The organism is Haladaptatus salinisoli, assembly GCF_020614375.1.
Classification (GTDB): domain Archaea; phylum Halobacteriota; class Halobacteria; order Halobacteriales; family Haladaptataceae; genus Haladaptatus; species Haladaptatus salinisoli.
Window position 1 is genome coordinate 2,696,980 of the sequence record NZ_CP085327.1, and the last position, 19,330, is coordinate 2,716,309.

Below are 19,330 nucleotides of genomic sequence, written 5' to 3' on the forward strand. Positions count from 1 at the left end.
GTGGACAAACGCGATATTGAAATGTGGCCACTTCCTAACAGGTGTATGGCCAAATACTCGACCGGGAACTCCTCCGGCGGCGGCGGTGGCGGTTCCTGCGAACTCTGCGGGAAGACCACCGACTCGCTGACCGAGGCGAACGTGGCGGGCGCGCAGTTGAACGTGTGTCGAAACTGCGCGAGCCACAGCGACACGACCAAATCCGAGCGAAAGAAGCGCGCGGAGCCGAGCGAACGAGACCGGAAGCGCCGGGCCGCCCAGCAGACGGCGAAGATGGACGACGCGCGAAAGGGCGACGCGAGCCACTGGGAGGAGGAGGGAACGAACTACGCCGACGACCCGCTTCCGTACCTCGTCTCCGATTACGGTGACCGCGTGCTCGAAGCGCGACAGGACGCCGGACTCCAGCGCGGGGAACTCGCCGACGAACTCGGCATCGCGGAGAACGACCTCCTCGCGGTCGAGCAGAACCGCGCCAACCGCGCGAGCGTCGGCGGGTCGGTCATCGAGGCGCTCGAAGACCACCTCGACGTGACGCTGTCGGAATCGGCGTAGCGTTTTTGCCCGCCCGCTTCCGAGAACGGGTATGACCCGCGCGCCAGCGGAACCGTATCTGACGAGTTTCGACGCGACCGTCGAACGACGGGACGGACGCGACGTAGTGCTTTCGGAGACGTACTTCTACGCCGAGAGCGGCGGCCAACCGGCCGACCGCGGGACGCTCGGGAACGCACCGGTCGCGAACGTGCAGAAACGCGACGGCGAAGTGGTCCACACGCTCGACCCGGAGTCGGAACCGGATTTCGAAGTCGGAGACACCGTCGTCGGCCGTGTGGACGAGGAGTTCCGCACCTACTGCATGCGAGCGCACACCGCGAGTCACGTGCTCTACGGCGCGGGCCGGCGGGTGTTGGACGACCTCGGCTACGGCGGGTTCGACATCGGCGAGGAGAAGGTCCGCGTCGACTTCCGGACCTCGACCGACGTCGACGACGCGCTCCTCGCGGAACTCGAACGACTGACGAACCGCGCGGTCTGGGACTCGCTTCCGGTGTCGTGGGAGGAGGTGCCGAAATCGGAGGCGATGGAGCGCGACGAAATCGCGTTCAACACGAAGACGGAGGAGGGCGTGCTGAGCGATTCCGACACGGTTCGGGTCGTCGACGTCGCCGACTGGGACGTGGCGGCCTGCGGCGGAACCCACGTCGAGAACACCCGCGAAATCGGCTCCGTGACCCTCCTCGACCGCTCCAACCCCGGCGAGGGCCTGACTCGCGTGGAGTTCGCGGTCGGCCCGTCCGCCGTCCGAAAGCGAACCGACGAGAAGCGAGCGGCGCTCGACGCGGCGCGAGTCGCGGGGACGAGCGTCGCGGACTTGCCCGACGAAATCGCCCGCCTCTCGGACGAAGTCGAGTCGCTCGAAGCCGAGTTGCGGGACGCGAAATCCCAACTCGTCGGCGCGAAGATAGACGAACTCGCGGACGAGACGGTCTCCCGCGACGGCCGCGAGTGGCTGGTCGGCACCATCGACGGCGTCGGCCCGAACGACCTCGCGGACAGGGTGCAGGAACTCGCGGGCGACGCGGCCGACGTGGTCGTTCTCGCCGGAAAAGACGGCTCGACGTTCCTCGTGGCCGGAACCGACGGCGACGTGGCGGCGGGCGACGTGGTGAGCGAGGTGACCGCCGAGTTCGGCGGCGGCGGCGGCGGCAGTCCGACGTTCGCGCAGGGCGGCGGACTGTCGGCGGAACCGGAAGACGTGGTCGGCTTCCTGCGCGAGTAGTTCCGACGCCGACTCAAACGTCCAACTGCTCGAAGAGGAACGTCCGCTCGTCCAGTTTCTCGCGCACGACCATCTCCGTGGACTTGCCGGTTCCGTGACCCGTATCCCGTTCTTCGCGGAGGAGGACGGGTCGGTCGGAGGTGTTCAGTTCCTGCATCCGCGCGGTCATCTTCCGCGCGTGGAACGGAAGAACGCGGCTATCGCCCTCGGCGGTTTTGAACAGCACGACGAGGGTCTCGAACCGCGTACGGAGTTCGTCGCGGACGACACCCCGGAGCGGGAATCGTCGTACTCGTTCCGGGCGGCGACCCACTCGCCGACCGATTCGTCGTCGCCTTCCGGCCAGCGATAAGGGTCGGAAATCCCCTCGCCGTGGAGCGTCTCGACGGTTTCGCGTCTCTCGGCTCGGGGCGGGTCTGTCGACATACCGTCGGCTCCCGTCAGGGGGACAATACGTCTCGGGAACCGGCAATTCGCTAAAAAACGTCCGAACCGGCGCCGAGTAACCGTCGACGCGCGGGCGCGGAACGGACACCTTTTTCCTCCCGCCCCCGAAGGGCGGGCATGGACCTCTCTTCGGAACAGCGGGCCATTCGCGACGTGGTTCGGGAGTTCGCCGTCGAGGAGATTCGGCCGACCGCGGCCGAGGGCGACGAGAACCAGGAGTTTCCCGAGGACGTGTGGGACGGCCTCGCGGAACTGGACATGACGGGCATGACGGTGCCCGAGGAGTACGGCGGCATCGACGTGGGGAGCCTGACCTACAGCGTCGTCAACGAACAGGTCGCCTACGGGTCGCTCTCGGTGGCGACCGCGCTCTCGGTGCACTGCCTCGCCACGTCGTGTCTCGCGGAGTTCGGAAACGACGAGCAGAAAGAACGGTGGCTTCCGGAGATGGCCGAGGGTCGCCCAGTCGGGGCGTTCGCGCTCTCGGAACCGGAGGCGGGGTCGAACCCCGCCGAGATGTCCACCGAGGCGCGCCGCGAGGGCGACGAGTACGTCGTCAACGGGAAGAAACAGTGGATAACGAACGGGAAGCGCGCGGACGTCATCGTCCTCTTCGCCAAGACCGACCGCGACGACCCCCGGAGCATCACGCAGTTCGTCGTGCCGAAGGACGCGGGCGTCGAAGTCGGGAAGAAGGAGGATAAACTCGGCCTGCGAGCGAGCGACACCACCAGCCTCATCTTCGACGACGTGCGGATTCCGGCCGAGTATCGGCTCACCGAGGAAGGTCGCGGCCTCTCCGCGGCCTTCCACATCCTCACCGGCGGGCGCATCGGCATCGCCAGCCAGGCGGTCGGTCTCTCGCAGGCCGCGCTGGACCAGGCCGTCGACTACGCGGGGGAACGCGAGCAGTTCGGCAAGCCCATCGCCGATATCCAGACCATCCGGCACAAACTGGCCGACATGCAGACGAAGTTGCAGGCGTCGCGCCTGCTAACCCGCGACGCGGCCCGCCTCGCGGACGCCGGGGAAGATTACCAGATGGCGGCGAGCATGGCGAAGTACTTCGCCAGCGAGTCGGCGGTCGACATCACCAACGAGGCGGTGCAGATACACGGCGGCTACGGCTACACCACGGACTTCGACGTGGAGCGGTTCTACCGCGACTCGAAGATAACGACCATCTACGAAGGCACCTCCGAGATTCAGAAGAAAGTCATCGCCCGGAGCCTCCTCGACTAGCCCCAGTAACTTTATATCAAATCCGAAAAATGGATGAGTCGATGACCGTTTCGGACTCCTCGTCGCTCGTCTCGTTCGACGCAGACGCGGTGGTCGCCACCCTACGGGGGATGACGGACGACGCGGTTCACCTCTGCGTCGAATACGACACCGAGGAGTTCAACACGCTCTACGCCGACGAGACGACGCTCGCGCTGTACGGGAGCGAACGGGACATGATAGACCACTTCGAGGAAGTGCTCTCCTACGTTCACGTCGATTTCATGGAGAAGGACCTCTTCGAGGACGTGTTCCGCGCCGCGGGCGAGGTTCGCGCGTTCGTCACCTACATGGACAACGTCACGCTCGTCCGGATGCTCGTCGGACAGGAGGGACTGTTCTTCACGGTGTCCCCCGGAACCGACGTGACGGAACTCGTCGAGGCGGCCGAAGACGCGATAGGGTCGTAACCGACCGAAGTCCCTTTGCTCTCCACCCGCCTACGGCGAGTCGTGACCGACGATGTTTCGGCGGTAGTGTACGACCTGGACGGGACGCTCGTCGACCTCGTCGTGGACTGGGACGAGGTGGCGCGGGACGTCGCCCGCGTCCTCGAAGACCACGGCGTGGACGCGAGCGACGCCGACCTCTGGCACATGCTCGACTTGGCCGACGAGGCGAACGCCCGCGACCCCGTCGAGGAAGTCATCGGCGAACACGAGCGCGAGGGGGCGCGGCTCTCGACCCGCCTTCCGCACGCTGACGAACTCCTCGAGTGCGAACTCCCCGTCGGCGTCTGTTCGCTGAACTGCGAAGCGGCCTGCCGCGTCGGCCTCGAGACGCACGACCTCGCGGACTGCGTCGACGCGGTCGTCGGCCGCGACTCGGTGGCGACGCGAAAACCCGACCCGGAACCCCTTCGCGCGACCCTTCGGGCGCTGGGAGTCGACGGAAACGCGCTCTTCGTCGGCGATTCGCGTCGGGACGAACTGACGGCGGAGCGCGCGGGAATCAGTTTCGAGTACGTGTAGCCGGCGACACAGGTCGCGCGTTCAGTCCGCTTGCTGCGTTCGCGCGTAGAAGTACACCGCGACCGCGGTGACGAACCAGACGACGGCGCCGACGCGGACGGCGAAGGAGACGCGGGAGGACCACGTCGGGAGCGAAACGCCGGAGGCGACCGCGAGCGCCGCGACGACCGGCGCGCCGACGACGATGGTCGTGACGAAGGTGACCTGCATCACCCACCCGTAATCCACGCCCTCCGGTTCGTGCGTCTCGACTGGTTCGGGCACGGGTGAACTCCCGTACCGGGCGGGCTTAAGCGTTGTCAGGTCGAATTCCGGCGAAACCCTCACTGACCGGGCAGATTAAGCCCTCGGACGAGAACTACGACGTATGCCAACGGTGAGGGACATCCGCGCCAAGGCGGGCGAAGAGCCGATAACGATGCTCACGGCGTACGACGCGCCGACCGCGAGCGTCGTGGACGAGGCCGGTATCGACGTCATCCTCGTGGGAGACAGCATGGGGAACGCGGTACTCGGCTACGATTCGACGCTTCCCGTCACGGTGGACGAGGTAGCGAGTCGCACGGGCGCGGTCGTTCGCGGCGTCGAGGAGGCGCTCGTCGTCGCCGACCTGCCGTTTCTCAGCTTCGGCTACGACGAGAAGAGCGCGGTCGAGAACGCGGGCCGGATGCTGAAAGAGGAGGGCGCGAACGCCGTCAAAATCGAGAGCGGACGCCACACCGTCGGGTTGACCGAGACGCTCTCGCAGGTCGGAATCCCGGTGATGGCGCACCTCGGCCTGACGCCGCAGCGCGTCAACCAGTTGGGGTACGCCCGGCAGGGGACGTCCCGCGAGGCGGCGGACGAGATGGTCGAACTCGCCCGCGAACACGAGGAGGCGGGCGCGTTCTCGCTCGTCCTCGAACACGTCCCGGCGAATCTCGCGGCGACCATCACCGAGGAACTCACCATCCCGACCATCGGCATCGGCGCCGGCCCGCACACCGACGGACAGGTGCTCGTCATCACCGACGTGATGGGACTCGGCGACTGGAGTCCGAGCTTTTCGAAGCAGTTCGGCGACGTAAAGGGGGAGATGCAACGAGCGGTCTCGGCGTACCGCGACGAGGTGGAGTCCGGCGAGTTCCCGTCGGACGAACACTCGCACGTGGAAGAAGAGTTGGACGGCGTGTACTGATCACCGAACCTCGTCCAAGAACCGCGTCAGCGTTCCGTTGAACGCCTCGGGCGTTTCGAGCATGGCGAGGTGGGCGGCCCCCTCGATTTCGGCGTACCGTCCGTCGCGCACGTTCTCGGCCAGGAACTCGTGGTACCACGGCGGGGTGAGCATGTCGTGTTCGCCGACGACGGCGAGCGTCGGGGCGGTTATCTCGTCCAGTCGGTCGCGCACGTCGAAGGTGTGACAGGAGCGAAAGTCCCGGCTCGTGACGCGCAGGCCGACTTCGTACATCGCCTCCCGCGAGAGTTCGACGTAGCGGTCGTCCGGGTCGTGGAAGAGTCGGTCGTCCTCGTGGAGGAACTCGACCGCCCGGTCGAAATCCCCGTCGAGCCACGCGAGCAGGTCGTCCATCACGGAGAGTTTCGCGCCGGTTCCGACGAGCGCGACGGCGTCCGCTTCGAACTCGCGTTCGAGGAGGAGGTGCAGGACGACCGCGCCGCCGAGCGAGTTCCCGACGAGGGTTCGCGCGCCCGTCTCCTCGGCGACCGCCAACGCGTCGTCCGCGTACGCCGAGAGCGCGCCCCACCCCGCGTCGGCGTCGACGTCCTCGGATTCGCCGTGACCGCTCAAGTCGAGGGCGACGACGGGGAACGAGGGGGCGAGTCTGGCGATTTGTGCCTTCCAGAGCCCGTGCGTGCCGCCGCTCCCGTGGACGAACAGCACGGGGTCGCCCGCGCCACCGCGGTTCGCGCGACGGTACGCGGTCGTTCGGCCGTGGTGAGTGACCGATTCCATACCGTTCGTTCTCACGCCCGTAGCATAAAGCTCGGGACGGGTGCCGAATGGGAACTGCATTTCTACCTCTATTTAGAAAACCGCAAGACGTAGAAGACTTCATCAGAGAAAGATATAAATAGTAGCGCGACTAACTATGGGTTAGCAACAATGTCACTCGAACGTATATCACGGCAGGACGACTACGTCGCCCGTCACTACAGCTACGACGAGGACGAGGTCATCGTCGCGGACTTCGGTGCGTCCGACGTTTCCGTCGACGTACTGGACGATGTCGCCATCGTCGTCGCGGAACACGACGGCGAGCACTTCCAGACCGAACTCGAACTGCCGGAGGGAGAGGCGCAAGCGTTTATCAATAACGGTGTCGTCACTATCGAGGTGAGACGATGAAACTTACTGTCAAGCCACTCAAACAGAAGGACGCGGGTCGCGGACTCGCGGCGGTCGACCGACGCTCGATGAAGGAACTGGAGGTCGAGAACGGCGACTACATCGTCATCGAGGGGCGTGGGCAGGGTCGCGCGGTCGCGCGCGTCTGGCCCGGTTACCCGGAGGACGAGGGTCGCGGCGTCATCCGAATCGACGGTAAACTTCGTCAGGAGGCCGGCGTCGGCATCGACGACAAGGTCACCATCGAGAAGGCCGACGTGAAACCCGCGAACCGGGTCACCATCGCCCTCCCGCAGAACCTCCAGATTCGCGGGAACATCGCGCCCCACATCCGCGATAAGCTGAGCGGACAGGCCATCACGCAGGGGCAGGCCATCCCCTTCGGTTTCGGCCTGATGGGGATGGGCTCCGGACAGTCGATCCCGCTCAAGGTCGCCAGCACCGACCCGGACGGGACGGTCGTCGTCACCGACTCCACCGAGATCCAGATCAGCGAACGCCCCGCCGAGGAGATCGCGGCCGGAAGCGGCGGCGGCGGACAGGCCCGCCCGGACGTGACCTACGAGGATATCGGCGGACTGGAGGGCGAACTCGAACAGGTTCGGGAGATGATAGAGCTCCCGATGCGCCACCCGGAGCTGTTCAGTCGCCTCGGCATCGACCCGCCGAAGGGCGTGCTCCTCCACGGCCCGCCGGGCACCGGGAAGACGCTGATGGCGAAGGCCGTCGCCAACGAAATCGACGCGTACTTCCAGACCATCTCCGGTCCGGAGATAATGTCGAAGTACTACGGCGAGAGCGAAGAGCAACTCCGCGAGGTGTTCGAGGAGGCCGAGCAGAACTCCCCGGCCATCATCTTCATCGACGAACTCGACTCCATCGCGCCCAAACGGGAGGAGGCGGGCGGTGACGTGGAGCGCCGCGTCGTCGCGCAGTTGCTCTCCCTGATGGACGGACTCGAAGAGCGCGGCGAGGTGACGGTCATCGCGGCGACCAACCGCGTGGACGCCGTCGATCCCGCGCTCCGCCGCGGCGGGCGCTTCGACCGCGAGATCGAGATCGGCGTGCCGGACCGCGACGGCCGCCTCGAAATCCTGCAGGTGCACACCCGCGGGATGCCGCTCGCCGACAGTATCGACCTGGAGGAGTACGCCGACAACACCCACGGCTTCGTCGGTGCCGACCTCGAATCGCTGGCCCGCGAGTCTGCGATGAACGCGCTCCGGCGCGTCCGCCCGGAACTCGACCTCGAATCGGACGAGATTCCGGCGGACGTACTGGAGTCGCTGAAGGTCACCGAGAAGGACTTCAAGGAGGCGCTGAAGGGTATCGAACCCTCCGCGCTCCGCGAGGTGTTCGTCGAGGTCCCCGACGTGTCGTGGGAGCAGGTGGGCGGTCTCGAGGACACCAAAGAGCGCCTGCGCGAGACCATCCAGTGGCCCCTCGACTACCCCGAGGTGTTCGAGGCGCTCGACATGGAGGCCGCGAAGGGCGTCCTGATGTACGGCCCGCCGGGCACCGGGAAGACGCTGATGGCGAAGGCCGTCGCCAACGAGAGCGACAGCAACTTCATCTCCATCAAAGGCCCCGAACTGCTGTCGAAGTGGGTCGGCGAGTCCGAGAAGGGCGTCCGAGAGGTGTTCAGCAAGGCCCGCGAGAACGCCCCGACCGTGGTGTTCTTCGACGAGATCGACTCCATCGCCACGGAGCGAGGACGCGGCGAAGGCGGCGGCTCGCAGGTCAGCGAGCGCGTCGTCTCGCAACTGCTGACCGAACTCGACGGCCTCGAAGAACTCGAAGACGTGGTCGTCATCGCAACCTCGAACCGCCCCGACCTCATCGACTCGGCGCTCCTGCGCCCCGGTCGACTCGACCGGCACGTCCACGTGCCGGTTCCCGACGAGGACGCCCGGAAGGCCATCTTCGAGGTGCACACCCGGAACAAGCCGCTGGCCGACGACGTCGACTTGGATGAACTGGCCGCCGAGACCGGCGGCTACGTCGGTGCCGACATCGAGGCCGTCTGCCGCGAAGCCGCGATGGCCGCGAGCCGCGAATTCGTCCAGAGCGTCTCGCCCGAGGACATCGGCGACAGCGTCGGTAACGTCCGCATCACGGCGGAGCACTTCGAGCACGCGCTCGGCGAGGTGACGCCGAGCGTCACCGAGGAGACGCGCGAACGCTACGAGGAGATCGAAGAGCGCTTCGACACCGCCGAACCCGAGACCGAGGAACGCGCCGTCGGTCGGACGTTCCAATAGAACCGATTACGGCGGTCGCGGCCAGGAAGGCCGACAACCGTCGGCCCTCCCGACGGCTCCCTGAAAACGGTTCATCAGAAGCGCCCCTCCTTCACTTCGCTACGCTCCGTTCAGTCGTCAGCCCGCTCGCTACGCTCGCGGCGAACCGTTAGCCATCGTGCGGATGCGTTGATTGCGGTTTTCTGGCGGTTGTGTCACCTACTATTTTTGACGGTTGTGTCGATCGCTACTCCGTGATCGGTGTCCCTGCTGATTTTCGGTGATCGGTTCGCTTACTGCTTTCTGGCGGTTGTGTCACCGGCCTACCGCTTCGCTGTCGGTCGCCGTTCGGCGGGTCGCGAAATCTTCCGGATTTGTCGGTACGTCGCGTAAGATGTAATTTTGCAAAGTATTTTACCGAATCACTCCGACGGGGCGACTACGATGTTAGTCGTCCACACGAGTATCCCTCTCAAATCCGAGCGCCGGGAAGAAGCGATCGAGGCCGCCGAAACGCTCGTCGAGCACTCACGAAACGAGGATGATCCGTTACCGAGCGATGACCGATGTCGAGAATCCGAACGTCCTCCGATTTTTCGAGCAGTACGAGGCTGTCGCGGCGCTGGAGGCACACGTAGAGACGGATCACTATCGGGTATTCAACGACGACCTGCCGAACTTCGTCGACGGTCGGATCGAAACGATTCGGTTCCTGGCCGATGATTCCGAAACCGTCGATTTCGACATCGACGAACTCCGGACCGAATCGTAGGCGTATCCTACTGATCGATGTCGGCGGTGCCGGCGAAGTCTCTAAACGTTTTCGCAGGTCGCTCCGGCAAAGGCAACTACTCCAACTTCTCCGCCGCGTCCCGCTCGATGAGCGGCGCGGCGTTCTCGGCGGGCAGCGTCACCACGTCCTCGCTCGTGAGTTCGTACTCCCGTTCGTCCACGCCGAGTATCGAACCCACGTCGCGGGTGATGCGAACCATCGTCCGCTCGTCCGAGAGCGCCGGTTCGGTCGCGGCCGCCGTCTCGTCGGCGGTCGATTCCGCTTCGGGCGCTGCGTCCGGTTCCTCGCCCGCGGTCGGCTCCGGCGGTTCCGACGACTCCGGCGCTCTCGCGTCCGACGGTTCGGTGTCGCCCGCGACCGCCGCCGCTTCGTCCGTCGGTCGGTCGGCCGAGCGGTCTGCCGGGCGGTCGACGGAACCGGCCGCGTCCGACGCCGGTTCGGAATCGGTGGCGGTCGGTTCCGCCGCGTCCGAATCCGTCGCGGACACCTCCCCGGCGAGCACGTCGAGTACGGTGGATTTGTTCGTCTCGATGCGCCCCACGAGGTCGGCGAACAGCGTCTGCTCTTCGCTGGTCAATCCCTCCTCGTCCGCGGGAATTCCGGCGGCCGCGAGGCTCGCGCGCTTGACGACTTTCCCCACTCGTCGTTCGTACACGGCCTCGACGACCTCCTCCGCCGTCTGTATCTCGTCGGTCAGTCGATTGACCTCGGCGGAGTCGAACGGATCGTCGGCCCGTTCGGCGGCCCGCTCGCGCTCCTCGCGCAGGTCGCGGATGTACTCGCCCACGTCCGCGTAGAAGGATTCCCGCAGGTGCTGCAGGCTATCCTTCGAGCGCTCCTTGCTCTGAACGCTGCGGAGTTCGTCGAGGTTCATTCTTTCCCTTTTTCTGCCCGGCCACGCGCCATGAGGAAGATAGCGACGTACTCGGGAATCGTTACATTGCCTGCGGGAATGGTAAAGCTTTCGCCACCTAGTTCGATTTTCGCCGCTTCCTCTAGTTCGATAGTCACGTCGTGTCTCGTGAACGTCTCCGGAATCGCGTCGACGAGCGGGTCGAAATCGGCGAGTTCGTCGCGCGGAATTCGGGTCACTTCGAGACCGCTCCCGCCGTGGAGGCTCCCCGGGAGGCGGATGAGGCGGTGGGTGTCGGTCGTCACGGGTTCGTCCACCGCCGCGCTCTCCGCAGCGAACACCTCCGAGGCGACGATGCGCGCGAGCTGGTAGAACGCGGGATGCACGTCCACGTTCCCGCGTTCTATCTCCCGGCGGTTGTTCTTCGCCGCGTTGTACGCGCCCGTCGCTTTCCCCGTGCCGATGCCGTCGAACTCCTGCAGGCGTTCGAGGGCGTCCTCCTCTTCCATCGCCACGAGTTCGTCCACGAACGAGCGGAGGCGCGCGTGGACGCGCCCGCCCCAACCGCCGTCGGTCGGGAGGGTTCGCTTGTGCGTCGGGTTCTTGAGTCCGAGACCGGCGACCGCTTCGGATTCGACCAGCGAGTCGAACGCCACGTCCCTCGCCCGGACGTAGTCGACGACCTCCCGGCGGGCCTCCCGGTCCAGGTGCCGGACGCCCTCGTCCCGGACGTGGACGTGGTAGCCGCGCCCCCCGGAGAAGACGACCGTCGCGTCCTCGAAGCCGAAATCGCGGTCTAGTAAGTCGAGCAGGTCGAGCAGTTCGTCCTTACAGCGCGCCAGCATCTCGGCGTAGGTCGTCTCCGGCGTGACGCCGGGGAGGTGGTCGGCGTCCAAGTCGAACACGAGGTCGGCGCTCCGCCACCCCTTCGCGTCCATCGTGCCCGCGCCGGGGTCGTCGTACCGCCCCGCGGAGAAGTAGACGTGTCGCGGGCGTTCGCGTTCGAGGAACCCGCCGAGGTCGCCGAGGTCCAGCAGCGAGTTGTGCCGAACCATCGTCGTCCCGGGGCCGGCCGTCCAGGGGATGTAGCCCCACTCGCGCTCGTCCGCGCCGGGCGGGAGCGTCGGATTCACCGCCCGGTAGTGGTCGCGGAACCTGCCTCGGAGATACGCTCGCGTCCGCTCTTCCATCGTCCGTGCATGAGACGGCGAACGATTAAAGCGTTGTTTCTTCGATTCAATCGACCGTTACGTCGGGAATATCCCGGGCGAGCGCCGGAGAAGGGTCGGGGACGAAGCGGAAACCGAGAGAAGAAATCCGAAGAGCGCTCACCCGCGCATGAAATCGGAGAGTCGCTTGGCGATACTCTCCTCCTCGCCCAATCGGAGGTAGTAGGCGTCGCCGCCGTCCTCGTAGTAGTTGTCGATTCGACGATCGACCTCGAAGCCGAGGTGGCGGTAGAACCGGAGGGCGTTCTCGTTCGTCGTCCGGGCGTGACAGGTCACGGACCTGTGGTTGTCGGCGACCCTCGCGACCAACCGCCGGCCGAACCCTTCGCCTCGGAAGGCGCTATCGACCGCGAGAAAGAGGATGTAACCGTCGCGTCGAACCGCCGCGAATCCGATGAGTTGTTCGCCGCCTTCCCCGTCCGTGACGTAGCAGTAGACGGTCGAGCGACGGTACGCGTCCGTGAAGAAGCCGCGTCGTTGTTTCAGCACGTCGTCCCGTTGCCGGATCCGCTCCTTCAGTTGCCACGCCTCCTCGACGTAGCGATTGTCGCCCGGCGCGACGACGCGCGTGTCGATATTTACGCTCACTGGATGGGAGTAGCAGACAGGTCAATATAATTCCACCGGCATACGCCCCGGTTGACACGACCGGTTTGGCAAGCCTGATACCCGTAGCGGGTGAGTACCGGACGATGAACTTCGCGCTGCGCGACCACACCGCCGACGTCGCGGTCGAAGCCACGGGCGACTCGCTGGCCGCGGTCTTCGCCGCCGTCGCCGACGGGATGGCCGCGGCGATGTGCGACGACGTTCCGGACGACGGCGAGCGATTCGATCTCGCGGTGCGCGCCGAGGGGCGGGAGGCGCTCCTCTTCGACTACCTCGACGAACTCATCTACCAGCGCGACGTTCGCGCGGTGCTTCCCGTGGATAACGTCGCGAGCATCGACGAGGGGGGAGGCGACGAGCGAGGGAGCGGCGAACGGGAGGACGAGTGGGTTCTCTCCGGGAGCGCCCGCGGCGTTCCCCTCGCCGGCCTCGGCGCGCGGGAGATAAAGGCCGTGACATACTCCGAGATGGAAATCGAGGAAACACCGAACGGGTGGCGGGCGTACGTCGTCTTCGACGTGTAAACCACTCACTCGCCTTCGACCGTCGCCCCACTCCGAAACGTCTTCGGAGTGCGCGCCGAACGTTCACGTATGAGTACGTACACCGCCGGAGACGTCACGCTCGAACGGGTTCGGGAGTACGTCTGGGAGATTCCGCAAGAAGACGGGATGGGGACGCCCGCCCGGGTGTTCGCCAGCGAGAAACTACTCGACCAGATAGCCGACGACAAGACGCTCCAGCAGTTGCGCAACGCGACCTACTTGCCGGGCGTGCAAAAGCACGCGCTCTGCATGCCCGACGGCCACCAGGGGTACGGCTTTCCGGTCGGCGGCGTGGCCGGAATCGACGTCGAGGAGGGGTGCATCTCCCCGGGGGCGGTCGGCTACGACATCAACTGCGGCGTCAGGATGATGCGGACGAACCTCACCTACGACGACCTTCGGGGGCGGGAAGAAGAACTGGTGGACGCCCTCTTCGCCAACGTCCCGTCCGGTCTCGGCGGGGGCGGCGTCGTCGAGGGCGACGTCGCCGCCGTGGAAGACATCCTCGACAGGGGCGTCGCGTGGGCGCTGGACGAGGGGTACGCCGTCGAGGCCGACCTCGCCCACTGCGAGGACGAGGGCGTGCGGGAGGAGAGCGACCCGTCGAAGGTCTCGCAGAAGGCGAAAGACCGCGGAAAGAACCAGATCGGCAGCCTCGGCAGCGGCAACCACTTCCTCGAAGTCCAGCGCGTGACGGACGTGTTTCGAGAGGACGTCGCGGAGGCGTACGGACTGGCGGAAGAGCAGATAGTCGTGCTCATCCACTGCGGGAGCCGCGGACTGGGCCACCAGGTCTGCACCGACTACCTGCGGAAGATCGAGAAGACCCACGCCGGACTGCTGTCGAAACTCCCCGACAAGGAACTCGCCGCCGCGCCCGCCGGGAGCCAACTCGCGGACGACTACTACCAGGCGATGGGGGCCGCCATCAACTTCGCGTGGGTGAACCGCCAACTCGTCATGCACCGAACGCGGCGGGTGTTCGAGCGCGTGTTCGGACGGTCGTGGCGGGAGATGGAGATGGAACTGCTGTACGACGTGGCGCACAACATCGCCAAGAAGGAGACGCACGCGGTGGACGGGGACGACCGCGAGTTGTACGTCCACCGCAAGGGCGCGACGAGGGCGTTCCCGGCGGGCCATCCCGAGGTGCCCGGCGCGTACCTCGACGTGGGCCAGCCCATCATCATCCCCGGAAGCATGGGCGCGGGAAGCTACGTCCTCCGCGGGGGCGAGGAGTCGATGAACCTCAGCTTCGGCTCGACCGCCCACGGCGCAGGTCGCGTCATGAGCCGGACGCAGGCGAAAAACGACTACTGGGGCGGCGACGTGCGGGACGAACTCCAACAGGAGCACATCTACGTCAAAGCCCAGAGCGGCGCGACGGTCGCGGAGGAAGCCCCGGGCGTCTACAAGGACGTGGACGAAGTCGTGGCGGTGTCCGACGCGCTCGGCATCGGCGACAAGGTGGCTCGGACGTACCCGGTGTGCAACATCAAGGGGTAACTCAAACGTCCTTTTTACTAATCAGAATCTTTTGATACTACTGCGCCGAACGGAAGGTATGCAACGACGAGCGGTGCTCGGCGCACTCGCGGCGAGCGCCACCGCCGGGTGTCTCGGCGGCGTCCTCGACATCGCCTCGGACGGGGCGCGGCTTTCCCTCGAGACCGACCCGGTGCCCGACGGGTTACCGGCGACGCTCTCCGCGGAACTCGTTTCGACGGCGACGCCGGAGCATCCGCCTCGCCTCCGAGTCGGATTCGAATGCACCGCCGACGAACCGCGGACGTTTCGGTTCAGTTACCCCGGTCCGTTCGCCGATGCGGTGAGCACGGCGACGGACGGTTCGAGACTCGTGTTCGAGTACGAGACGGAGTCGAACGACAGGCGCGATGGCTGCTGGCGGAGTACCGGTTCCGGCGGCTGGGGGGCGGTCGAGCGCCGGACGCTCGTCCCCGGCGAGCGAACGGGCATCGAGTGGTCGGTGTTGAATCACTCGGGAAACGAGTCGTGCTTCCCGCCGGGCCGGTATCGGTTCGAAGACCGGTACGGCGTCGACGGCGAGACCTACGAGTGGGGATTCCGCCTTCGGATACGGTGAGTCCGCTGCGAGTGCGCTACGTTCGAAAGTCGAAGTTCGGCGCGTCCTCCGGCCGAAGCGGAACCTGCGGGTCGAGTTCCTGTCCGCGGTCGAACTTCACGAAGTTGAGGTAGTACAACTCGCCGCAGCCATCGCCGTCGGTCTCGGCGGCCCCGCAGACGATTTCGACGCCGTCGGCCGCTTCGAACTCGTCGTAGGCGTTGGCGTACTCCCATCCGTCCAGCGGGTCGGCGGTCACCGACTTGTCGGCGAGACGGGCGTCGCGCTCCAACGTTGCGATAGCGCCGCAGTGAGGGCAGTGGTAGCGGACGGGAACGGTCATGGACGAACGTTGGTGCTCCGCGGACGTAAACCGCTCGTCGGGTCCCGTCCGCGGGTCCGCCGTCGACGCTCGGGGGTCGGCGTTCACGCCCCGTAACGACCGCCGGACGGAGCTATCGTCACCGCGTTCCGAAGTTCGGGATACCGTTCCGGTCGGCGTCGCCGCCGTCCGCTCCGAGGTGACGGTTCCGTTCGATAACGCGCACCCACGGGTGCTCGGCGATCCGCCGCATCTCGGCGACGGCGGCGGTGTCGTTCGCGGCGGCCGCGATGTCGTCGGCGAGCGCCAGCGAGCGTTCCTCGATTCGACCCGTGACGGAGCGTTCGGCCGAATCGGACGGATTCACGCGGTTCGCGAACCAGGCGTCGTAGTCGATACCGGCGTCGGCCAGCCGCTCCGTCAGCAGCGACACCAGTCGCGTCTCCAGTTTTCGTTCGCCGTCCAAGTCGCGGAGATAGAGTTCGTAGCACGCGGCGGCCGCGACGCTGTCGAGGACGTCGCGTCTCTCCGTCGCGTTCGCGCGGGTGGCGTCGTTCGCACGGACCCGCGTGATGGAGAGGAGATGGTAAAGGGTCTCCAGCGCGGCGGTTTCCGCGTCCGATATCGAGTTCGGCAGTACGAGACTTCGAAGGAAGTGTTCGTCGAGGTGCATGTCGCGGATCGCCCGGTTGTAGACGAGGACGTACGTGAACCAGTTCACGATGGGCGAGTTGAGCAGTAGCGCCATCACGGCGTTCGACGGCGCGTCGTCGTCGTTCACGACGATGTTCGTGACGGTCTCGAAGGTGAACGAATCGGAGGGGTCGTACGCGGCGGCGATTTTGATGTGGTCGTACGGATTCCGAACGTGCGCGATCAGGTTTTGGGCGACCACCTTCGGCCGTGCCATCCGCGTTCGAGCGCTCGCCGTCACGTTGCTCTCGTCCACGCGATCGGAGGCCTGCTTCGTGAAGTACCGCTGTACCTCCTTCCCTCGAAGCGCGATCGGTTCGGTCGGGTCGTCCGTCGCGTATCGACGCCCGATTCCGCGGCCGACGTCGATGTCGAAGTCGCCGAACCGTGGCAACGCCGATTCGCACAGCTCCTCCGCGACGTCGCGCTCGGCCGGCGACACGTTCACCGGAATCGTGCCGAGGCGGTCGGCGAACGGCTTTTTCGCGTCCGCCACGTCGTCCGGGTACGTTTCGCCTTCCGGGAGCGCACCGCACTCGTAGCTGTCCGCGCCGACCGCGTCGTGCGACAGGTGAATCGTCGCTTGCTCGTGCCGAACGTTTCGAAACGCCGTCCCCAAATCGAGCGCCCGAGCGAGCTTCGGTCGGCAGAACGCGCGGTAGTCCCGCCACGTCGAACTGTACGTCCCCGCCTTCGGGACGACGAAACTCAACTCTCCGTCGGTGAGCTCCCAGCCGCGCTCGGTGAACATCTTCGCCACCTCGCGGTCGCCCTTGATGAGGTCGTAGGCGTCCTCCAGAATTCGTTTCTGAGCGCCGCGGAGGGCGCTTCCGTGCGGCGGATTGCCGATCACGACGTCGAAGTAGACGCCCTCGCTCGGCGCGTACGATTCCGGAAACTCGAACGACCAGTGGAACGGTTCGAGCGTCTCGATATCGCTCTTCAGGAGCGGACGTTCGAGGCTGACGGTTCCACGGTCCGCCATCAGTTCGAACACCGCTTCGAGGGCGGACGGACTCGCCTCGCGGGCGTCCTCGTGGTACGCGGTCGTTTTCCAGTTCCGCTGTTCGCGGAAGCCGCGCTCGGATACGAAGTCGCGTTCCTCGTCCCCCATGGCGCCGTCGAAATCGAGGTTGAGCTTCACGCGCCCCTCCACTTCGTCCGCGATTTCGAGGTACTCGTCGAAGCTCGCGACGTCCTGCTCGACGCGAACGTCGCGGTTTTCCGCGTACGCGCCGGTGAGCTTCTCGTTCAGCAGCGCTCGTTCTTCGAGCAGGCGTCGGCGGACTTCCTCGGCCGCGGCACCGTGCGTTCGCCGGTACTCGGCGACGTCGCTCCGGTACCGCTCGACCGCTTCGGCGTACTCGATTCGCTCGCCGTCGATCCAGTCGAACTCCTCGGACTCGAGGAGCGAGCGCACGTTCCCGCCCGCCGCGCCGATGAGGCTGTTCCCCTGACGGACGTTGAAATCGACGTTCGGAAGCGGTTCGATCGTCGGATTCTCACCGGTCGGGTCGACGGTCGTCGCGCTGACGAGCCACAGCCACAGTCGGAGCCCGCAGATTTCGGTCGCGCCGTCGAGCAGGTCGACGCCGTGGAGCGCGTTTTCGACGATGCTCCGCCTGATTCGATACTCGTCCGGCGTCGCGTCCCGGCTGCACTTGATTCGCCAGTCCTCCAGAACGTCACCGACCGACCGGAGGAACGCACCGCTCCCCACGCTGGGGTCGAGCACGGTCAGGTCGGCCAGCACGCCGTCCAGCCGTTCGAGCGTGACGCCTTCCGGATTCTCCGCCTCCGGATCCAACGCTCGCTCGAAGTACTCCGCCGCCCCGGGAAACGTCTCCCCGTCGATTCCGTGCTCGCGCACCAGGAGGTTCGTGACGCGCGCCCAGAGCGCCTCCCTCGCGTTCTCCGTGGCGACGTAGTCGGGCGTGTAGTACGCCCCGACCCTCCTGTTCCCCCGCAGCAGTTGCTCGCCGTCGTCCGTGATGTCGAGTTCGTCCAACTCGTCGAGCGTCATCCGCTCTGCGTCCGAGAGTTCGCTGATCGTGATGACGAACTTCTCGTACATGTGACCCAGGACCGCCGGAGAGAGCTTGTTCGCGGAGCTTCGACCGCCGGTCGCAACGACCGCACTCCCCTCGTCTCCCGCGTCCGGGTAGTCGTCGACGAGCCAGTCGTAACCGTTGAGTTCGTCGACCAAGCGACGCCAGTCGAAGCCGGTCGCGTCCAAATCGCGCTCGGAGACGGTCCCGTCTGTCGTCGGTATCCGTCGTTCGCGGAACAACCCGCCGTTCAGGTACGGAACGAAGACGGAGACGGAGTCAGTGACGGGGTACTCGTTCACATCCTCGCTGTTGAGATACTCGAAGAACACGTCGTTCAGAAAATCGCCGAACTCGGTGGACTCCTCCAGTCGGAGGAACGTCTCCTCGGCATCCAACTCCGTCCGTCGGTTCGCGTCGTCTATCGCGTGGATGACGTTCTTCTCGACGAGAAAGTAACTGAAGACGAGGCGGTCGATGGTCCGTTGCGCCGCCAGCAGTTTCTCCCGGTCGGACACTTCGTCGCCGGTCGGGGCGTCGTACGCGCGCGCCAAGTCGAGGCGGACGTCCCAGAGACGGCGGTAGAATCGGTCGACGACCGCCCGGATGTCGAACAGGTCGTCGAGTCCGGCGTCGACGGTTTGGAGTTTCGACCGGTCGTGCGATATCGCGTCGTCCGACCGGGCGAGCGACCGGTCGAAAACGAACGACCTGTTCTCGCCGTGCGTTCGATAGACGGCGACGCGCGCGTCGTCCGCGTTCCAGAACCAGTAGTACTCGAAGTTCCGAGTGCGCCGCAGCTCTTTCACCACGTCCGAATGCGTCTCCGGGTCGACGTCCTCGAAGTAGGCGAGACGACTTCGGGGGTCGACGGCGAACGGAATCGATTCGCCGTCGACCGCGGTCGAGTCGGAGCCTTCCCGCGAGAAGTATCCCTTCTCCTCGAGGAAAGCGCGGTCGTAAGCCGCCGCGGCGTCGGTCATTGTCCATCCAGGTTACGGGTGCCGATTCAAAATAACTACCCCCCGAGGGGTGTCGGGCGGACCCCGCCCGCGAACCGTCCGAATCGGAAACCCAGAACAATCT

20 protein-coding genes are annotated in these 19,330 nt (G+C 65.9%); 12 read left to right on the top strand and 8 right to left on the bottom strand.

The genetic code is table 11. The annotated features are described in order from the left end of the window. Window positions 1–45: 45 nt before the first annotated feature. Together LIX00_RS14820 and LIX00_RS14825 are read left to right on the top strand one after the other, a co-directional pair. Complete coding sequence (locus tag LIX00_RS14820) at window positions 46–555, top strand: helix-turn-helix domain-containing protein (protein ID WP_227353963.1); 510 nt, start codon at window positions 46–48, stop codon at window positions 553–555. 31 nt (window positions 556–586) lie between these two features. Further along, window positions 587–1,783, top strand: coding sequence for an alanyl-tRNA editing protein (locus tag LIX00_RS14825; protein ID WP_227353964.1), 1,197 nt, complete (start codon window positions 587–589; stop codon window positions 1,781–1,783). A gap of 13 nt (window positions 1,784–1,796) precedes the next feature. Here LIX00_RS14825 and LIX00_RS14830 read toward each other — a convergent pair whose 3' ends face one another. Next, a complete protein-coding gene (locus tag LIX00_RS14830) occupies window positions 1,797–2,096 on the bottom strand; it encodes a prolyl oligopeptidase family serine peptidase (RefSeq protein WP_227353965.1) in 300 nt (99 codons plus the stop codon). Window positions 2,097–2,347: 251 nt separating this feature from the next. Between LIX00_RS14830 and LIX00_RS14835 the strand changes: the two genes are divergently transcribed. The 3 genes from LIX00_RS14835 to LIX00_RS14845 are packed head-to-tail and all read left to right on the top strand — an operon-like array spanning window position 2,348 to window position 4,482. Then, on the top strand, window positions 2,348–3,472 hold the full coding sequence (locus tag LIX00_RS14835; RefSeq protein ID WP_227353966.1) for an acyl-CoA dehydrogenase family protein: 1,125 nt from the start codon (window positions 2,348–2,350) through the stop codon (window positions 3,470–3,472). Window positions 3,473–3,513: 41 nt separating this feature from the next. After that, entirely contained in the window at window positions 3,514–3,921 is a 408-nt protein-coding gene (locus tag LIX00_RS14840; RefSeq protein WP_227353967.1) for a DUF7522 family protein, read from the top strand. A 42-nt stretch (window positions 3,922–3,963) separates the two neighbouring features. After that, a complete protein-coding gene (locus LIX00_RS14845) occupies window positions 3,964–4,482 on the top strand; it encodes an HAD family hydrolase (protein WP_227353968.1) in 519 nt (172 codons plus the stop codon). A gap of 21 nt (window positions 4,483–4,503) precedes the next feature. Here the strand turns inward: LIX00_RS14845 and LIX00_RS14850 are convergent, their stop codons facing one another. Next, window positions 4,504–4,746 carry a DUF5822 domain-containing protein gene (locus LIX00_RS14850; RefSeq protein WP_227353969.1) on the bottom strand — a complete coding sequence of 81 codons (243 nt, stop codon included), beginning with the start codon at window positions 4,744–4,746 and terminating at the stop codon, window positions 4,504–4,506. A gap of 103 nt (window positions 4,747–4,849) precedes the next feature. On the opposite strand from LIX00_RS14850, the gene panB reads away from it, so the two are divergent. Beyond that, complete coding sequence (gene panB / locus LIX00_RS14855) at window positions 4,850–5,659, top strand: 3-methyl-2-oxobutanoate hydroxymethyltransferase (protein WP_227353970.1); 810 nt, start codon at window positions 4,850–4,852, stop codon at window positions 5,657–5,659. Here panB and LIX00_RS14860 read toward each other — a convergent pair whose 3' ends face one another. Beyond that, on the bottom strand, window positions 5,660–6,436 hold the full coding sequence (locus tag LIX00_RS14860; RefSeq protein WP_227353971.1) for an alpha/beta fold hydrolase: 777 nt from the start codon (window positions 6,434–6,436) through the stop codon (window positions 5,660–5,662). Window positions 6,437–6,586: 150 nt separating this feature from the next. On the opposite strand from LIX00_RS14860, the gene LIX00_RS14865 reads away from it, so the two are divergent. From LIX00_RS14865 to LIX00_RS14875, 3 genes are all read left to right on the top strand, one after another. Next, a complete protein-coding gene (locus tag LIX00_RS14865) occupies window positions 6,587–6,829 on the top strand; it encodes a DUF7127 family protein (RefSeq protein WP_227353972.1) in 243 nt (80 codons plus the stop codon). Continuing rightward, window positions 6,826–9,090 carry a CDC48 family AAA ATPase gene (locus LIX00_RS14870; protein WP_227353973.1) on the top strand — a complete coding sequence of 755 codons (2,265 nt, stop codon included), beginning with the start codon at window positions 6,826–6,828 and terminating at the stop codon, window positions 9,088–9,090. Before LIX00_RS14865 ends, LIX00_RS14870 begins: the two co-directional genes overlap by 4 nt. A gap of 520 nt (window positions 9,091–9,610) precedes the next feature. Further along, window positions 9,611–9,841 carry a putative quinol monooxygenase gene (locus LIX00_RS14875; protein WP_227353974.1) on the top strand — a complete coding sequence of 77 codons (231 nt, stop codon included), beginning with the start codon at window positions 9,611–9,613 and terminating at the stop codon, window positions 9,839–9,841. A 76-nt stretch (window positions 9,842–9,917) separates the two neighbouring features. Here LIX00_RS14875 and LIX00_RS14880 read toward each other — a convergent pair whose 3' ends face one another. From LIX00_RS14880 to LIX00_RS14890, 3 genes are all read right to left on the bottom strand, one after another. After that, complete coding sequence (locus LIX00_RS14880; protein WP_227353975.1) at window positions 9,918–10,736, bottom strand: DNA replication complex subunit Gins51; 819 nt, start codon at window positions 10,734–10,736, stop codon at window positions 9,918–9,920. Further along, complete coding sequence (gene priS / locus LIX00_RS14885) at window positions 10,733–11,905, bottom strand: DNA primase small subunit PriS (protein ID WP_227353976.1); 1,173 nt, start codon at window positions 11,903–11,905, stop codon at window positions 10,733–10,735. The genes LIX00_RS14880 and priS overlap by 4 nt, the downstream gene beginning before the upstream one ends. Window positions 11,906–12,043: 138 nt before the next feature. Further along, the gene (locus LIX00_RS14890; protein ID WP_227353977.1) at window positions 12,044–12,532 is read right to left on the bottom strand and encodes a GNAT family N-acetyltransferase; all 489 of its coding nucleotides are present in this window, start codon (window positions 12,530–12,532) and stop codon (window positions 12,044–12,046) included. 104 nt (window positions 12,533–12,636) lie between these two features. Between LIX00_RS14890 and LIX00_RS14895 the strand changes: the two genes are divergently transcribed. The 3 genes from LIX00_RS14895 (at window position 12,637) to LIX00_RS14905 (ending at window position 15,202) form a co-directional block, all read left to right on the top strand. After that, on the top strand, window positions 12,637–13,077 hold the full coding sequence (locus tag LIX00_RS14895) for an archease (protein WP_227353978.1): 441 nt from the start codon (window positions 12,637–12,639) through the stop codon (window positions 13,075–13,077). Window positions 13,078–13,146: 69 nt separating this feature from the next. Next, window positions 13,147–14,604 carry an RtcB family protein gene (locus LIX00_RS14900; protein ID WP_227353979.1) on the top strand — a complete coding sequence of 486 codons (1,458 nt, stop codon included), beginning with the start codon at window positions 13,147–13,149 and terminating at the stop codon, window positions 14,602–14,604. Window positions 14,605–14,662: 58 nt separating this feature from the next. Then, the gene (locus LIX00_RS14905) at window positions 14,663–15,202 is read left to right on the top strand and encodes a hypothetical protein (protein ID WP_227353980.1); all 540 of its coding nucleotides are present in this window, start codon (window positions 14,663–14,665) and stop codon (window positions 15,200–15,202) included. A gap of 16 nt (window positions 15,203–15,218) precedes the next feature. Here the strand turns inward: LIX00_RS14905 and LIX00_RS14910 are convergent, their stop codons facing one another. Both LIX00_RS14910 and LIX00_RS14915 read right to left on the bottom strand, forming a co-directional pair. Next, window positions 15,219–15,524: a DUF7969 family protein gene (locus LIX00_RS14910; RefSeq protein ID WP_227353981.1), complete on the bottom strand. Its 306-nt coding sequence runs from the start codon at window positions 15,522–15,524 to the stop codon at window positions 15,219–15,221. A gap of 118 nt (window positions 15,525–15,642) precedes the next feature. Then, window positions 15,643–19,227, bottom strand: coding sequence for an Eco57I restriction-modification methylase domain-containing protein (locus LIX00_RS14915; protein WP_227353982.1), 3,585 nt, complete (start codon window positions 19,225–19,227; stop codon window positions 15,643–15,645). Window positions 19,228–19,330: the final 103 nt, after the last annotated feature.

Bases quoted from the DNA above. Each gene is read 5' to 3' on its own strand.
- LIX00_RS14895 (WP_227353978.1), top strand. From the start codon at position 12,637: ATGAACTTCGCGCTGCGCGACCACACCGCCGACGTCGCGGTCGAAGCC.
- LIX00_RS14865 (WP_227353972.1), top strand. From the start codon at position 6,587: ATGTCACTCGAACGTATATCACGGCAGGACGACTACGTCGCCCGTCAC.
- LIX00_RS14820 (WP_227353963.1), top strand. From the start codon at position 46: ATGGCCAAATACTCGACCGGGAACTCCTCCGGCGGCGGCGGTGGCGGT.
- LIX00_RS14870 (WP_227353973.1), top strand. From the start codon at position 6,826: ATGAAACTTACTGTCAAGCCACTCAAACAGAAGGACGCGGGTCGCGGA.
- priS (WP_227353976.1), bottom strand. From the start codon at position 11,905: ATGGAAGAGCGGACGCGAGCGTATCTCCGAGGCAGGTTCCGCGACCAC.
- LIX00_RS14840 (WP_227353967.1), top strand. From the start codon at position 3,514: ATGACCGTTTCGGACTCCTCGTCGCTCGTCTCGTTCGACGCAGACGCG.
- LIX00_RS14835 (WP_227353966.1), top strand. From the start codon at position 2,348: ATGGACCTCTCTTCGGAACAGCGGGCCATTCGCGACGTGGTTCGGGAG.
- LIX00_RS14910 (WP_227353981.1), bottom strand. From the start codon at position 15,524: ATGACCGTTCCCGTCCGCTACCACTGCCCTCACTGCGGCGCTATCGCA.
- LIX00_RS14825 (WP_227353964.1), top strand. From the start codon at position 587: ATGACCCGCGCGCCAGCGGAACCGTATCTGACGAGTTTCGACGCGACC.
- LIX00_RS14860 (WP_227353971.1), bottom strand. From the start codon at position 6,436: ATGGAATCGGTCACTCACCACGGCCGAACGACCGCGTACCGTCGCGCG.
- LIX00_RS14875 (WP_227353974.1), top strand. From the start codon at position 9,611: ATGATCCGTTACCGAGCGATGACCGATGTCGAGAATCCGAACGTCCTC.
- LIX00_RS14880 (WP_227353975.1), bottom strand. From the start codon at position 10,736: ATGAACCTCGACGAACTCCGCAGCGTTCAGAGCAAGGAGCGCTCGAAG.
- panB (WP_227353970.1), top strand. From the start codon at position 4,850: ATGCCAACGGTGAGGGACATCCGCGCCAAGGCGGGCGAAGAGCCGATA.
- LIX00_RS14905 (WP_227353980.1), top strand. From the start codon at position 14,663: ATGCAACGACGAGCGGTGCTCGGCGCACTCGCGGCGAGCGCCACCGCC.
- LIX00_RS14915 (WP_227353982.1), bottom strand. From the start codon at position 19,227: ATGACCGACGCCGCGGCGGCTTACGACCGCGCTTTCCTCGAGGAGAAG.
- LIX00_RS14900 (WP_227353979.1), top strand. From the start codon at position 13,147: ATGAGTACGTACACCGCCGGAGACGTCACGCTCGAACGGGTTCGGGAG.